General features: G+C 69.3%; 14 protein-coding genes. 6 read left to right on the top strand and 8 right to left on the bottom strand.

The genetic code is table 11. The features are described 5' to 3' along the window. From ACSQ89_RS23380 to ACSQ89_RS23355, 6 genes are all read left to right on the top strand, one after another. Complete coding sequence (locus ACSQ89_RS23380) at positions 1-714, top strand: GntR family transcriptional regulator (RefSeq protein WP_436296480.1); 714 nt, start codon at positions 1-3, stop codon at positions 712-714. Position 715: 1 nt separating this feature from the next. Further along, entirely contained in the window at positions 716-1,267 is a 552-nt protein-coding gene (locus ACSQ89_RS23375) for a VOC family protein (RefSeq protein ID WP_436296479.1), read from the top strand. Positions 1,268-1,315: 48 nt separating this feature from the next. Further along, the gene (locus ACSQ89_RS23370) at positions 1,316-2,179 is read left to right on the top strand and encodes a fumarylacetoacetate hydrolase family protein (protein ID WP_436296478.1); all 864 of its coding nucleotides are present in this window, start codon (positions 1,316-1,318) and stop codon (positions 2,177-2,179) included. A 68-nt stretch (positions 2,180-2,247) separates the two neighbouring features. Next, positions 2,248-3,216, top strand: a complete 969-nt coding sequence (locus ACSQ89_RS23365; RefSeq protein WP_436296477.1) for a tripartite tricarboxylate transporter substrate binding protein — start codon at positions 2,248-2,250, stop codon at positions 3,214-3,216. Between the two features lie 7 nt (positions 3,217-3,223). Further along, on the top strand, positions 3,224-3,802 hold the full coding sequence (locus ACSQ89_RS23360; RefSeq protein WP_093111918.1) for an amino acid synthesis family protein: 579 nt from the start codon (positions 3,224-3,226) through the stop codon (positions 3,800-3,802). A gap of 1 nt (position 3,803) precedes the next feature. Beyond that, on the top strand, positions 3,804-4,811 hold the full coding sequence (locus ACSQ89_RS23355) for a zinc-dependent alcohol dehydrogenase family protein (RefSeq protein ID WP_436296476.1): 1,008 nt from the start codon (positions 3,804-3,806) through the stop codon (positions 4,809-4,811). Between the two features lie 8 nt (positions 4,812-4,819). On the opposite strand, the gene ACSQ89_RS23350 is transcribed toward ACSQ89_RS23355, so the two are convergent. The 8 genes from ACSQ89_RS23350 to ACSQ89_RS23315 all read right to left on the bottom strand — a co-directional run bounded on the left by ACSQ89_RS23350 (position 4,820) and on the right by ACSQ89_RS23315 (position 15,009). After that, the gene (locus ACSQ89_RS23350) at positions 4,820-5,821 is read right to left on the bottom strand and encodes a cysteine synthase A (RefSeq protein WP_436296475.1); all 1,002 of its coding nucleotides are present in this window, start codon (positions 5,819-5,821) and stop codon (positions 4,820-4,822) included. A gap of 79 nt (positions 5,822-5,900) precedes the next feature. Continuing rightward, a complete protein-coding gene (locus ACSQ89_RS23345; RefSeq protein WP_436296474.1) occupies positions 5,901-7,379 on the bottom strand; it encodes an NAD-dependent succinate-semialdehyde dehydrogenase in 1,479 nt (492 codons plus the stop codon). A gap of 19 nt (positions 7,380-7,398) precedes the next feature. After that, positions 7,399-8,487 (bottom strand): tartrate dehydrogenase, encoded by a 1,089-nt coding sequence (locus ACSQ89_RS23340; RefSeq protein WP_436296473.1) that lies wholly within the window; start codon positions 8,485-8,487, stop codon positions 7,399-7,401. A gap of 11 nt (positions 8,488-8,498) precedes the next feature. Next, the gene (locus tag ACSQ89_RS23335) at positions 8,499-10,127 is read right to left on the bottom strand and encodes an ABC transporter ATP-binding protein (protein WP_436296472.1); all 1,629 of its coding nucleotides are present in this window, start codon (positions 10,125-10,127) and stop codon (positions 8,499-8,501) included. Next, positions 10,127-10,996, bottom strand: a complete 870-nt coding sequence (locus ACSQ89_RS23330; RefSeq protein WP_436296623.1) for an ABC transporter permease — start codon at positions 10,994-10,996, stop codon at positions 10,127-10,129. The genes ACSQ89_RS23335 and ACSQ89_RS23330 overlap by 1 nt, the downstream gene beginning before the upstream one ends. A gap of 58 nt (positions 10,997-11,054) precedes the next feature. Further along, positions 11,055-12,011 carry an ABC transporter permease gene (locus ACSQ89_RS23325; RefSeq protein WP_436296471.1) on the bottom strand — a complete coding sequence of 319 codons (957 nt, stop codon included), beginning with the start codon at positions 12,009-12,011 and terminating at the stop codon, positions 11,055-11,057. A 40-nt stretch (positions 12,012-12,051) separates the two neighbouring features. Further along, on the bottom strand, positions 12,052-13,677 hold the full coding sequence (locus tag ACSQ89_RS23320) for an ABC transporter substrate-binding protein (protein ID WP_436296470.1): 1,626 nt from the start codon (positions 13,675-13,677) through the stop codon (positions 12,052-12,054). 39 nt (positions 13,678-13,716) lie between these two features. Further along, positions 13,717-15,009 carry an NAD(P)/FAD-dependent oxidoreductase gene (locus tag ACSQ89_RS23315; RefSeq protein WP_436296469.1) on the bottom strand — a complete coding sequence of 431 codons (1,293 nt, stop codon included), beginning with the start codon at positions 15,007-15,009 and terminating at the stop codon, positions 13,717-13,719. Positions 15,010-15,029: the final 20 nt, after the last annotated feature.

The raw sequence follows: 15,029 nt of genomic DNA, 5'->3' as shown, positions 1-15,029 counted from the left end.
ATGCATAACATCGCCGCCATGCACAAAAACGAATCCATGGACTACACCCCCACCCTCGTCGAACAGGCCTTCGGGCGCTTGCGCCAGGACGTGCTTACGGGAACCTTCGCCGCCGGCGCCAAGCTCAAGCTCGACGAGCTGCAGACCGTCTACGGCTTCTCGAGCAGCCCCTTGCGCGAAGCGCTCAGCCGCCTCGCGCAGGAGGGCCTGGTGCGCGCCGACGAGCGCCGGGGCTTCCGCGTCGCGGCGATCTCCGCCGAGGACCTGGCCGACATCACCCGCATGCGCGTGATGCTGGACGTACCGGCTTTGCGCGAAGCGATCGCGCATGGCGACGATGCGTGGGAAGCCAGCATCCTGGCCGCCTTCCATCGCCTGGAGAAGGTGGAGTCGCGCCTCGGCGACGGCCCGGTGGTGCTCGACGACGCATGGAGCGAGTTGCACCGCGGCTTCCATCTCGCGCTGGTCGCCGCCTGCCCCTCGGAACGCCAGCTCAGCTGGAGCGCCAGCCTGTTCGACCAGGCCGAGCGCTACAGGCGCTTCTCCGCGCGCTTTCGCAAGGCGGCGCGCCGCAAGTCGAACGAGCACCGCAAGATCATGGATGCGACCTTGCGGCGCGACGCGGAGACCGCCTGCGCGATGCTGGAGGAACACATCCTCAGCACGCAACGCAACGTGCAGGCCGCCCTGAAGGCGGCGGAAGCCGAGGCCTAGGATGCTCAAGGTCAGCCGGCCCACGCCCTCGCATTTCGGCATCTTCGTTACCGACCTGGAACGGATGGTGGCTTTCTATACCGAGACCTTCGAGCTCACGATCACGGATCGCGGCGTAGGCAGGACGTTCAAGAACGAGCTGGTCTTCACCAGTGCCAGCCCCGACCAGCACCACCAGCTGGTGCTCGCCTCCGGCCGCCCCGCGGAAGCGACCTTCAGCACCGTGATGCAGATCTCCTTCGTGGTGCCGAGCATCCAGCATCTGCGCGACATCTCTGCGCGTGCCGAAGCGCGGGGCGCGACCCAGATCCGCGGCCTCAACCACGGCAATGCGCTGTCGGTGTACATGCTCGATCCCGAAGGCAACACGGTCGAGATCTACATCGACACGCCGTTCTACGTCTCGCAGCCGCATGGCGATCCGCTGGACCTGTCCAAGGACGACGAGACGCTGATGAGCGATACCGAAGCGATCTGCCGCCGCGACCCCAGCTTCATGCCGCTGGCGCAATGGCAGGCGCAGTTCCAGGCGAAGGCGCCGGCCGCGGCCTGAGCGCGCCGTTGCACCTCTCTTTTTTCCTTTCTTCTTCTTGGAGTTCCTATGAAGCTTTTGTCCTTTGTTCTGCAAGGCCGCGAAACCTGGGGCGCCGTCGTCGGCGACGGCGTCGTCGACCTGGGCCGGGCGATGCCGCAGCATGCGAGCCTCGCCGACTACATCGCCTCGGGCGAATACACGCAGGCCTCGCAGCATGTCGAGGGCCTGGCCCCGGCCGCGAAGCTGGCCGACATCCGCTTCCTGCCGGTGATCCCGCGCTCCGAGAAGATCATCTGCGCCGTGCGCAACTACATGGACCATCACCAGGAGGTGCTGGCCGCGGGCATGCAGCGCGAGCTCTCCGAGCAGCCGCCCATCTTCCTGCGCGTGTGGCGATCGCAGTGCGCGCACAACGAGCCCATCGTGCGGCCGCGGGTGTCGGAGTCGCTCGATTGGGAAGGCGAACTCGCGGTCATCATCGGCAAGGGCGGGCGCGACATCGCCGAAGCGGACGCCTTCGACCATGTGGCCGGCTATGCCTGCTACAACGACGGCAGCGTTCGCGAATGGCAGTTCCACGCCAAGCAGATCGCCTCGGGCAAGAACTTCGAATCCACCGGCGGCTTCGGCCCCTGGATGGTGACCGCGGACGAGATCGAGCCCGGCCGCCAGCTCAAGCTCGAGACGCGGCTCAACGGCGAGGTGGTGCAGTCCAGCCACACGGGGCACATGATCTTCAGCATCCCGAGGCTGATCAACTACGCCTCGACGATCTTCACCCTCACGCCCGGCGACGTGATCGCGACCGGCACGCCGGCCGGCGTCGGCTGGAGCAAGAAGCCGCCGCGCTTCATGAAGGCCGGCGACGTCTGCGAGGTCGAGATCGAGGGCATCGGCGTGCTGCGCAACCCGATCGTCGACCAGGACTGACGCGCGGCGTCCGACCACTGCTGCCGCCAAGCACGGCAGCGACCCCACAACAAGACGGAGACACACCCATGCGGCGCAGACAGCTGGTCGGCGCGGGCCTTGCCTTGGCCTGCGCGGCACCTTTCACGGTTCACTCGCAGGACTTCCCGGATCGGCCGATCAAGATCGTCCAGGGCTTCGCAGCCGGCGGCAATGCCGACACCATCGCCCGCGTGGTCAGCACGGAGATGAGCAAGGGCCTGGGCCAGCCCTTCGTCGTGGAGGCGCAGACGGGGGCCGGCGGGACCATCGCCTCCGCCACCGTCGCGCGCGCCAAGCCCGATGGCTACACGCTGCTGCTGGCCACCGGTGGGCATGCGGTGGCGGGGGCACTGTACGGCAAGCTGGGCTACCAGACCGTGTCCGATTTCCAGATGATCTCCACCATCACCTACTTTCCCTTCCTGCTGGTGGTGCGCGCCGATTCGCCGTATCGCAGCCTCACGGAGCTGCTCGCCGCCGCGCGTGCCGACGCGCGCAGCCTGTCGTACGGCTCTGCCGGCATCGGCTCGACGCACCACCTGGCGGGGGAGCTGCTGGTCAAGAGCGCGAAGGTCGAGCTGCTGCACGTGCCCTATCGCGGCGACGCCGCCTCGGTGACCGCGCTGCTCGGCGGCGAAGTCCCGCTCATCGTCGCGCCGCCGACGGCCGTGATGGCCAATATCAAAGCCGGCAAGCTGAAGGCGCTGGCGACCACCGGTGCGCAGCGCTGGGCCGCGATGCCGGAGCTGCCCACGGTGGCGGAGCAGGGCGTCGCCGGCTACGACGTGCGCTCGTGGGCCGGCTTCATGGCGCCCGCCGGCACGCCGCGCCCGGTGGTCGAGCGGCTGCGCGCCGAGACCCTCAAGGCGCTGCAGGTCCCGGGCGTTCGCGCGCGCCTGGAAGACATGGGCGGCGAGGCGCGCGCAAGCACGCCGGAAGAAATGACGGCGATGGTGAGTTCCGAACTCAAGAAATGGACCGCCGTCGTCAACGAAGCACAGATTCCCAAGCAGTGAGGTTCGTATGTCCCTGATCGAAATCCGCAAGCGCAGTCTCACCATCGAGACCATCCATCACGAGGGCGGCCCGCCGGTCGACGAGCCGCTGAAACTGGCCGCGGCCTGCGCGGTGATCCGCAACCCCTACGCCGGGCGTTATGAGCCTGACCTGATGCCCTTTATGGCCGAGCTCCGCGCGCTGGGGACATCCCTGGCGACGGAGCTGGTCGAGGTGCTGGGCCGCGACAAGGTGGAGGTCTACAGCAAGGCCGCCATCGTGGGCGTCAACGGCGAGCTGGAGCATGGCGCCGTGTGGCACGAAGCGGGCGGCTGGGCCATGCGCTCGGTGCTGGGCGAGCCGAAGGCGATCGTGCCCTCGGCCAAGGCGGTGGCCGCCACCGGCTACCGGCTGATGGTGCCGCTGCACTACATCCACGCGGCCTATGTGCGCAGCCACTACAACAGCATGGAAGTCGGCATCCAGGATGCGCCGCGGCCCAACGAGATCCTGTTCGCGCTGGTGATGGGCACGGGTGGCCGGGTGCATGCCCGGCTGGGCGGCCTGAGCAAGGAAACCGTGACCGTGCACGACGGCCAACGCTGAGATGCAAAGCCTCATGCGCGCCGTGCAAGTCAGAAACCCCGGCGGTCCGGAGGCGCTGGAACTGGTCGAGCTGCCGATGCCGGTGTGCAAGCCCGGCGAGGTGAGAGTCCGCGCCGAGGCGATCGGCGCCGGCGGACCCGACGTGCTGATCCGCAACGGCACCTACAAGTGGATGCCGCCGCTGCCGGCCATTCCCGGCAATGAGATGGCCGGTACCGTCGAGGCGCTGGGCCCCGGCGTGACGACGCTGCAGGTCGGCCAGCGCGTGCTGGTCAGCTCGCGCGAGCTGCCGCAGCGCGGCGGCTGCTATGCGGAGTTCATCTGCGTGCCCGAGGAAGCGCCTTTCGTCCTGCCGGACAGCATCGCGTTCCAGGACGCGGTCAGCCTCGGCAATGTGCAACTGGCGCAGGCGATGCTATTGGCCTGCAACGGCGGCCTGCCGGTGCGCTCGATCCTCGTGCCGGGCGCGGCCGGCGGCGTGGCCACCGCGCTCGTTCAACTCGCGGCGCACCACGGCATGACCGTGATCGGCACCGCCTCCACGCCCGAGAAGCGGGCGCATGCACTGGCGCACGGCGCCAGCGCCATCGTCGACGGCGATCCGGCAGGGCTGCCCGATCGCGTCTTCGAGCGGACCGAGGGGCGTGGCGTGGACCTGGCTTTCGACCACGTGGGCGGCGAGCTGCTGATCGCCTGCATCCGCTCGCTGGCGCCGCTGGGCACCGCGATCTCCTACAACATCGCGGGCGGGCCGCCGGCGCGCGATGTGTTCATGGAACTGCGCTCGCTGTTGAGCAAGAGCCTGGCGGTCAGGACCTTCTCCATCCACACCTTCGACGCCGACCGGCAGCAGCGGCGCGCGCTGATGGGCAAGGCCATCGGGCTCATGAGCCAGGGGGCGGTGCGGGCTCCGCCGACTCGCGTGTTCCCGATGGGCGAGGTGCAACAAGTGCATCGCATGCTCGATGCCGGCGAGTCGCTGGGCAAGCTGGTGCTCGCGCCGCGATAGGCCCCGGCTCACGCAAGCCAGGCCGGAACCGGAAGATTCTTCTCGCGCAGGAAGGCCGGGTTGTACAGCTTCGACTGGTAGCGCGAACCGGAGTCGGCCAGGATCGTCACGATCGTGTGGCCCGGTCCGAGCTCGCGTGCCAGGCGGATCGCGCCGGCCACGTTGATGCCGCTGGAACCGCCCAGGCACAGGCCTTCCTCGCGCAGCAGGTCGAACAGCACGGGCAGCGCCTCCTGGTCCTCGATCTGAAAGGCGTCGTCGAACGAGGCGCCCTCCAGGTTGCCCGTGATGCGGTTCTGGCCGATGCCTTCGGTGATCGAGCTGCCGGTGCTGCGCAATTCGCCGTGCTTGATGTAGTGGTACATCGCCGCGCCCATCGGATCGGCGGCGGCGATCACCACACCCGGCTTGCGTTCCTTCAGGTACTGGCCGACGCCGGCCAGCGTGCCGCCGGTGCCGATGGAGCAGATGAAGCCGTCGATGCGGCCGTCCGTCTGCTGCCAGATCTCGGGGCCGGTCGAGCGGAAGTGGCCGTCGCGGTTGGACAGGTTGTCCCACTGGTTCGCATAGAGCACGCCATGGGGCTCGCTGCGCGCGAGCTCGGCGGCGAGGCGTTCGGCCACGTGCACGTAGTTGCCCGGATCGCTGTAGGGCACCGCCGGCACCTCGCGCAGCTCGGCACCGTACAGGCGAAGCGCATCCTTCTTCTCCTGACTCTGCGTCTGCGGGATCACGATCACGGTGCGGTAGCCGCGCGTGTTGCCCACCAGCGCGAGGCCGATGCCGGTGTTGCCGGCCGTGCCCTCGACGATCACGCCGCCCGGCTGCAGGTCGCCGCGCGCCTCGGCATCGAGCACGATATAGAGCGCCGCGCGATCCTTCACCGATCCGCCGGGATTCATGAACTCGGCCTTGCCGAGGATCTCGCAGCCGGTCAGCTCGGAGGCCTTGCGCAACCTGATGAGCGGTGTATGGCCCACCGCCTGGGTGAAGCTTTCACGCACGTCCATGATGAACGAGGATATTCCGCGCTTCCGGCCTTTCCGGTTCGCGCGGCCTGCATCGGACTACGTGCAGAAAGGTCTTTCGCTAGAGCTGCCCCTGGCACAGGTACTTGATGTGCATGTAGTCGTCCAGCCCGTGCACCGAGCCCTCGCGGCCGTAGCCAGACTCCTTCACGCCGCCGAAGGGCGCGGCCTCTGCCGCCAGGGCGCCTTCGTTGATGCCGACGATGCCTGATTCCAGCGCCTCGGCCACGCGCCAGATGCGGCGCACGTCGGTCGAGTAGAAGTAGGCCGCGAGCCCGAAGGGCGTGTCGTTGGCGGCGGCGATCACCTCGGCTTCGCTGTCGAAGCGCGTGACCGGCACCACCGGCCCGAAGGTCTCTTCGCAGCTGCATTCCATGGATGCGTCGGCGTTCACCAGCACGGTGGGGGCGAAATAGTTGGGGCCGTCGCAGCGCGCCGAGCGCAGCCGCTTGCCGCCGACGACGACGCGCGCGCCCTTCTCGACGGCATCGCGCACATGGCGCTCGATCTTCTCGACCGCACGCGCGTTGATCATCGGGCCGATCTGCGAATCGGCCTCGGTGGCCGGGCCGACCTTGAGTGCGCCGACCCGTGCGGCCAGCTTGTCGACGAAGGTGTCATGCACCTTGGCTTGCACGAACACGCGGTTCGGGCAGACGCAGGTCTGCCCGCCGTTGCGGAACTTGGCCGCCATCAGGCCTTCGACGGCGGCATCGATGTCGGCGTCTTCGAAGACGATGAAGGGCGCGTTGCCGCCGAGCTCCAGCGACAGCTTCTTCAGCGTGTCGGCCGAGGCGCGCGCGAGATGCTTGCCCACCGGCGTGGAGCCGGTGAAGCTGATCTTGCGCACGCGCGCATCGGCCAGCCACACGTCCACCACCTCGGGCGTGCGCTCGCGCGAGGCGGTGACGATGTTGAGCACCCCCGCCGGCACCCCGGCCTCCTGGGCCAGCTTGACCAGGGCCAGCGATGTCAGCGGCGTGTCCTCGGCCGGCTTGCACACCACGGTGCAACCGGCGGCGAGCGCGGGGGCGATCTTGCGCGCGATCATGGCGGCCGGGAAGTTCCACGGCGTGATGGTGGCGACCACGCCGACCGGTTCCTTCAGCGCGAACATGCGCCGGCCTGGCACCGGCGCAGGGATCACCTCGCCGTTGGCGCGCGTGGCTTCCTCGGCAAACCACTCGATGTAGCTTGCGGCGTAGGCCACCTCGCCGCGGCCCTCGGCCAGCGGCTTGCCCTGTTCGCGCGAGATCAGCCGGCCCAGGTCCTCCTGGTGCGCCAACACCAGGTCGTTCCAGCGCTTGAGGATGCGGGCGCGCTCCTTGGCCGGCACGGCGCGCCAGGCCGGGAAGGCGGCGTGCGCGGCATCGACCGCGGCGCGTGCGTCGGCGGCCGTGCCGTCGGGCACGCTGGCGAAGACGGTGTCGGTGGCAGGGTCGGTGACGTCCAGGCGGCGCGTGTCGCTCGCCTCGCGCCATTCGGCGCCGATCAGCTGGCGCCCGGGCATCAGGTCCTGGCGTTCAAGGTTCAGTGTCATGGTGTTTGTCATGGGGGTTTCAGGCTGCGGCGACGCGCTCGGCAATCGCCATGCCGAGTTCGGTGGTGGATGCCGTGCCGCCGAGGTCGCGCGTGCGCGGGCCCTCGCGCAGCACCGCCTCGATGGCGGCGAGGATCGCGTCGTGCGCGGCGCGGCCGGCGCCCTGGCCTTGGGTGAGGAAGTCCAGCATCAGCGCCCCCGACCAGATCATGGCGATCGGGTTGGCGATGTTCTGGCCGTAGATGTCGGGCGCCGAGCCGTGCACGGGCTCGAACAGCGAGGGGAACCTGCGATCCGGGTTGAGGTTGGCCGAGGGTGCCAGGCCGATGGTGCCGGTGGTCGCGGGGCCGAGGTCGGAGAGGATGTCGCCGAACAGGTTGCTTGCCACCACCACGTCGAAGCGCGTGGGCTGCAGCACGAAGCGCGCCGACAGGATGTCGATGTGCTGCTTGTCGACCTGCACCTCGGGATAGTCGCGGCCGACGGCGTCGGCGCGGCCGTCCCACCAGGGCATGCTGATGGCGATGCCGTTGCTCTTGGTGGCCACCGTCAGGTGCTTTCTCTTGCGCGCCTGGGCGAGTTCGTAGGCGTACCTCAGCACGCGGTCGGTGCCGTGGCGCGAGAACACCGATTCCTGGATCACGATCTCGCGCTCGGTGCCTTCGTACATCACGCCGCCGAGCGAGGTGTATTCGCCCTCGGTGTTCTCGCGCACCACGAGGTAGTCGATGTCGCCGGGCTGGCGGCCCGCGAGCGGGCATGGCACGCCTTCGAAGAGGCGCACCGGGCGCAGGTTGATGTACTGGTCGAACTCGCGGCGGAACTTCAGAAGCGACCCCCACAGCGAGACGTGGTCGGGCACGGTGGCGGGCCAGCCGACGGCGCCGAAGTACAGCGCGTCGACGCCCTTCAGTTGCTCCTTCCAGTCGTCCGGCATCATCTGGCCGTGCTCGGCGTAGTAGTCGCAGCTGGCCCAGTCGATGACGCGGCAGTCGAGCTCGAAGCCGAAGCGCGCGGCCGCGGCCTGCACCACGCGCAGGCCCTCGGGCAACACTTCCTTGCCGATGCCGTCGCCGGCGATCAGCGCAATGCGGAAGGTGGGGGTCATCTCGGTTTTCCTCATGATGCTGCCGCAGCGCTGCGGTCCATGTCGTCCAGCCAGCCCTGGCGCAGCTCGGGCACCGAACGGGCCAGCAGTTCGTAGTAGGGGTGATGCGGCCCGCGATCGTAGTCGCAGCGCGCCACCTGCGCGAGCTTGCGGCCGTGCTGCATCACGACGATCTCGTCGCACACCGCGCGCACCGTGTGCAGGTCGTGGCTGATGAACAGGTAGGACACGCCGAGCTCGCGGCGCAGCTCCGCCAGCAGGTCGAGCACCGCCGCGGCGACCACGGTGTCCAGCGCCGAGGTCACCTCGTCGCAGAGGATCAGGTCGGGGTCGGCCGCGAGTGCGCGCGCGAGGTTCACGCGCTGCTTCTGCCCGCCCGAGAGGCCGCCCGGCAGGCGCCCGGCCACCGAGTGCGGCAGCTTCACGAGATCCAGCAGTTCGCGGATGCGGCGCTGCAGCGGCGCGCCGCGCAGGCCCTTGTAGAACTCGAGCGGGCGCGCCAGGATGCGCTCGATGGTCTGCGACGGGTTGAGCGCCGTATCGGCCATCTGGAACACGATCTGGATGCGGCGCAGCTCGTCCCGGTCGCGCTGCTGCAGCGTCGGCTTGAGCTCGCGGCCGCGGAACAGCACGCTGCCATGGCTGGGCCTGAGCAGGCCGGCGACGGCACGCGCCAGCGTGGTCTTGCCCGAGCCCGATTCGCCGATCACGCCGATCGCCTGGCCGCGGTGGAGCTTCAGATCGATGTCCTGCAGGATCGGCATGGCCGGACGCCCCTGCGCATCCAGCGGGCCGTAGCCGGCCGAGAGCTGCTGCACATGCAGCAGCAGCTCGGGGTCGTCGTTCGCCGCCTTGCCCGATTCGCGCGTCACCGGCCGGGCGGCGGCGAGCAGGCACTTCGTGTACTCATCGGCCGGCGCGGCGAGGATCTGTCCGGTGGCGTTCAGCTCGCGCATGCGGCCATTGCGCAGCACCAGGATGTGGTCGGCCATCTGCGCCACCACGGCCAGGTCGTGGCTCACGTACACCGCGGTGGCGCGGCGCTCGCGCACCACGCGGCGGAAGGCGCGCAGCACCTCGATCTGCGTCGTCACGTCCAGCGCGGTGGTCGGCTCGTCCAGGATCACGAGCTCCGGGTCGCCGATCAGCGCCATCGCCGCCATCAGCCGCTGCAGCTGGCCGCCGGAGACCTGGTGCGGATAGCGCGCGCCGATGGTTTCCGGATCGGGCAGCGCCAGCTCGCGGAAGAGCTGCACCGCCTTCGCCTCGGCCTCGGCCCGCTTGCACAGGCCGTGGATGACGGTCGGCTCGATCACCTGGTCCATGATCGTGCGCGAGGGATTGAAGGAAGCGGCCGCGCTCTGCGCGATGTAGGAGACGGTGCGCCCGCGCAGTGCGCGCTGCTGCGCCGCATCGAGCGCGAGCACGTCGGTGTCGCCGATCTGCACCCTGCCCGCCGAGATGCGGCAGCCGTGGCGCGCATAGCCCATCAGCGCCAGCGCGGTGGTGGTCTTGCCGGAGCCCGACTCGCCGATCAGCGCCAGCACCTCGCCGGGCTGCACGGAGAAGCTCAAGGCATCGACCAGCGTGTTCGCGCCGGCGCAGATGCTCAAGCCCTGGACGGTGAGTGGTGCGCCCATCAGCGTGCTCCTCGTTCCCGTGCCGAACGGCCCGGAAGGTTGTCGATCACCAGGTTGACCGCGATGGTCAGGCTCGCGATGGCCAGCGCCGGCACGATCACCGAGGCGCCGCCCATGGCCAGCGCGCCGATGTTCTCGCGCACCAGCGAGCCCCAGTCGGCCGCCGGCGGCTGGATGCCCAGGCCGAGGAAGCTCAGGCTCGCCAGCAGCAGCACGACGTAGACGAAGCGCAGACCGAGGTCGGCCAGCATCGGGCCGACGATGTTGGGCAGGATCTCGCGCAGCATGATGTAGAGCGTGCCTTCGCCGCGCGTGCGCGCCACGGTCACGTAGTCGAGTGCGTTGATGTTGACGGCCAGCGAGCGCGCCATGCGGTAGGCGCCCGGCACGTAGATGATGGCCGCCGTGACGACCAGCATCGGCACCGAGGAGCCGAAGCCCGCCACCATGATGAGCGCGAACATCTTGCTCGGGATCGCGGTCAGCGTGTCCAGACCGCGGCTGAGCACCGCGTCGATCCAGCGGCCGCTGGCGGCGGCCAGCAGCGCCAGCGTGGTGCCGGTTCCGCTTGCCAGCAGCGTGGCAAACAGCGCGACGCCGATCGTGTAGCGCGCCCCCTCGATGATGAGCGCCAGCATGTCGCGCCCGAGGTAGTCGGTGCCCAGCCAGTGCTTCGCGCTGATCGGCGCGAAGACGTTCGAGGTGCCCATGGCCGCCGTGCTGTGCGAGAGCAGCCAGGGGCCGAGCAGCGCCGCGAGCAGCCAGAACAGCAGCACCGCGAGGCCGAGCAGGCCGGAGGGGCCGAAGCCGCCGAGCCGGCGCAGCGGGCTGCTTCGCCGCTCGGGTGGCGAAGCCGCGACGGAAGCCATGGCGCTCACGGCCGAGGTGGAGGTGGAGGTGGAGGTGGAGGTTTCCATGGAGCTGGCCTCAACGGTGCCGCAGCCGCGGGTTGGCGAGGATGCCGCAGATGTCGGCGGTCGTCACCAGGATCAGGTAGGCGCAGCAGAAGATCATGGCGCAGGTCTGCACCAGCGGCATGTCGCGCTGCGACACGCCGTCGACCATCAGCTTGGCGATGCCCGGGTAGTTGAAGATGGTCTCGACGATGATCACGCCGCCCAGCAGGTACGACAGGCTCAGCGCCACGGCGTTGGCGATCGGCCCCACCGCGTTGGGCAGCGCATGCGCCAGCACCATGCGCATCGGCGAGGCGCCCTTGAGCCGCACCATCTCGATGTAGGGCGCCTCGAGCTGGTCGATCACCGCGGCGCGCGTCATGCGCATCATCTGCGCCACGATCACGCAGCACAGCACCAGCACCGGCATGGCGAAGGCGCGCAGCATCTGCCCGACCGATTCGATGTCGTTGACGAAGGAGAGCGCCGGCAACCAGCGCAGCTGGACCGCGAAGACCAGCACCGCGAGGGTTGCGACCAGGAACTCCGGCACCGACACCACGCCGACCGCCGTCGTCGATGCCGCGCGGTCGAACCAGGAGCCGCGCCAGACCGCCGAGGCGATGCCGAGCGTGAGCGCGATGGGCACCGAGAACAGCGCCGTGACGGCGGCCAGCAGCAGCGAGTTGGGCAGCCGGCTGGCGACCAGCTCGGCCACCGGCATCTGCGTCGTGGCCGAACGGCCGGCATCGCCCTGCACAATGCCGAGCAGCCACTTCGCGTAGCGCTCGGGCGCCGGCACGTCCAGGCCCATCTGCGCACGCAGCGCGGCGACCGCCTCGGGCGTGGCGTCCTGGCCGAGCTGCTCCTGCGCGGCATCGCCGGGCAGCACCGCGGTGATCGAGAACACGATCACCGACACCGCCAAGAGCGACAGCAGCGCCAGCGCGATGCGCTGGGCGAGAAGCTTCAGGATTACATGGTTCATCTCGGTGCTCCGTGGGGCGAGACGAGCGGCCGGGGAGGCGTCATGCCTCCAGCCATACGTTCTCGGCGAAGTTGTAGCCCATCAGGCCGCCCAGCGGGATGGGCGACAGTCCCTTGAGCTTGGACGTGTGCCCGTCGATGCTCGCCAGGAACAGCGGGATGCCGATGCCGGCTTCCTGGTGGATCATGGTCTGCATGTCGGCATACATCTGCTTGCGCTTGGCCAGGTCGGTCTCGGCGCGCGAAGCCAGCAGCAGCTGGTCGAACTTCTCGTTCTTCCAGCGCGACTCGTTCCAGGCCGCGCCCGACTGGAAGAACTGCGTCAGCAGCACATCGGCGCTCGGGCGCGGGTTGACGTTGCCGAAGCCGACGTGGCTGTTGAGCCAGTGATTCGACCAGTAGCCGTCGGCCGGCATACGCTTGATGTCGATCTCCAGCCCCGCGCGCTGCGCCGTCTGCTGCAGCAGCAGCGCGATTTCCACCGAGTACAGCGCCGCCGGCGATGCCACCACCGGCACCTTGCCCGTGATACCGGACTTCTGCAGATGGAACTTGGCCTTGTCGAGGTCGAAGGGGCGCTGCGGCAGGCCCTTGAAGTAGAAGCGGTTGGTCGGGTCGATCGGCTGGTCGTTGGCGACCACCGCGTAGTCGAGCGCGATGGTCTTCTTCATCTGCTCGCGGTCGAAGAGGTGCTTCATCCCGAGCACGAAGTCCGGGTTGGCGCCGGGGCCCACGTCCTTGCGCATCACGAGGTCGGAGTACTGGCCGGACTGGGTGACGAAGATCCCGAAGCCGGGCGTACTCTTCACCCGCTCGACCGAGCGCGGATTGACCGAACCCACCAGGTCCATGCCGCCCGAGAGCAGCGCGTTGACGCGCGCGCTCTCGTCGCCGATGCCCACGAACTCGATCTCGTCGAGATAAGGCTTGCCTGGCTTCCAGTAGGCGTCGTTGCGCACCACCAGCGAACGCACGCCGGGCTTGAACTCCTTGAGCTTGTAGGGGCCGGTGCCGATGCCGGCGTTGAAGTCGGTGGTGCCTTCCTTGACGATGTGGAAGTGGAAGGTGCCCAGGATCACCGGCAGGTCGGCGTTCGGCGCGCTGAGCACGAAGGTCACTTCATTGGGACCGGTGGCCTTGGCGCTGTCGATCTGGTCGGCGAGCACCTTGGCCTTCGACGCCGTGGCCGGGTCCTTGTGGCGCATCACCGAGAACACGACGTCGGCCGGCGACAGCGCCTTGCCGTCGTGGAAGCTCACGCCCTTGCGCAAGGTGAAGACCCAGGTCTTGGCGTCCTTGGTGGTGAACGATTCGGCCAGCGCCGGCTGCGGCGTCAGGCTGCCGTCCAGCGAGGTGAGGCCGTTGTAGATCATGTTGCCGCGCGAGTAGTCGGTCTGGTTCGACTGCTTGGCCGGGTCCAGCGTGTCGGTGGCGGCGGCGGTCGCGCCGGCCACGCGGATGCGCCCGCCCTTCCTGGGCGTCTGCGCATGCGCGGACATCGCGGCGCCCGCGATGCCGCCGGCGAGCGTGGCCTGCATGCCGCCGGCCATCAGCATCGCGAGGATGTCGCGCCGCGAGGCGCCGCGCCGGAGCGACTCCATCACGCGAAGGCTTTCGCCGGGACCGACGAGGTTTTCGAAGCTCTTGTTGCTGCTGCTGTCGCTCATGGTGGGGTACTCCTCTGGTTGTCGATGAAGAAAAGGCGCTCAGGCCAGCCTGTCCTTGAGCGTGTAGTAGAGGCCGATCGCCGGCAGGAACCACGGCGGGCCGAAGTGGCCGGGAATGGCGGGCCAGTCGCGGCCCTGCCAGGGGTTGGCGAGCGCGTCGCCGCCCATCACGGCGGCCATGCGCTCGCCCATGTGGACCGACATCTGCGTGCCGTGGCCGCTGTAGCCCATCGCGTAGTAGAGGCCGTTGCGCTCGCCGGCGTGGGGCAGGCGGTCCTGCGTCATGTCGACCAGGCCGCCCCAGCAGTAGTCGAGCCGCACGGCGCCGAGCTGCGGAAAGGTCTCGGCCAGTCCCGCGCGCAGGATCTCGCCGCTTGCGGCATCGGTCTGCGGGCTCGAGACTGCGAAGCGCGCGCGCCCGCCGAACACCAGCCGGTGGTCGGCGGTGAGCCGGAAGTAGTGGTGGATGTTCGCCACCGTGACGTAGGTGCGCCGCTTGGCGAGCAGGGCCTGCGCGCGTTCGGCGCCGAGCGGCTCGGTGACCACGATGAAACTGCCGATCGGCACGATGCGGCGACGCAGCCAGCCGAAGCTGCCGTAGCCGCCGTGGCGCGTGGCACCGGTGGCCAGCAGCACCTGCTGGGCGCTGACGGTGCCGCGCTCCGTGTGCAGCCGGTGCGCATGGCCGGGACCCAGCCGTTCGAGGCGGCGCACGCTGGTGCCGGTGTGGATCTGCGCACCGTGGCGCTCGGCCGCTGCCGCCAGGCCGTGAGCGAAGCGGCCCATGTGCATCTGGCCGCTGCGCTTGTAGAGCAGGCCGCCGTGGAAGCGCTCGCTCTGCACCTCGGCATGCACGCGCGCCGCGTCGAGGATCTCGACCTCGCTGTCCACGCCGTCGGCGATCAGGCGCTCGGCGCTGCGTTCGAGCGCGGCCATCTGGTTCGGCCGCGTCGCGAGCTTGAGCTTGCCGTTTCGCAGGAAGTCGCAGGCTATGGCCTCCTCGCGCACCAGCCGCGCCACCGTGTCCACCGCATCGTCGTAGGCGCGGTACCAGGCGCGGGCCCGCTCGACGCCGACCTTGGCAGCGACTTCGGCGTAGTCCACCGCCAGCCCGTTGTTGACATGCCCGCCGTTGCGGCCCGAGGCTTCGGCCGCCACGCGCTCGCCCGCTTCCAGCACCGCCACCGTGGCGCCGCGCTTGGCCAGCGCCAGCGCCGCCGACAGGCCGGTGAAGCCGCCGCCCACGATCGCGACATCGACCTGCGCCGGCAGCTCGCGCGAGCGCGGCACGAAGGCGGGCGCCGAATCGGTCCAGTAGGAGTCGAGCTTCATGACGTGCGGCCGGTGGAGGA

It is taken from the genome of Variovorax sp. LjRoot175, from assembly GCF_964253805.1.
Classification (GTDB): domain Bacteria; phylum Pseudomonadota; class Gammaproteobacteria; order Burkholderiales; family Burkholderiaceae_C; genus Variovorax.
The sequence above is the reverse complement of the archived record's forward strand: the minus strand, read 5'-3'. Positions and strand labels throughout refer to the sequence as shown.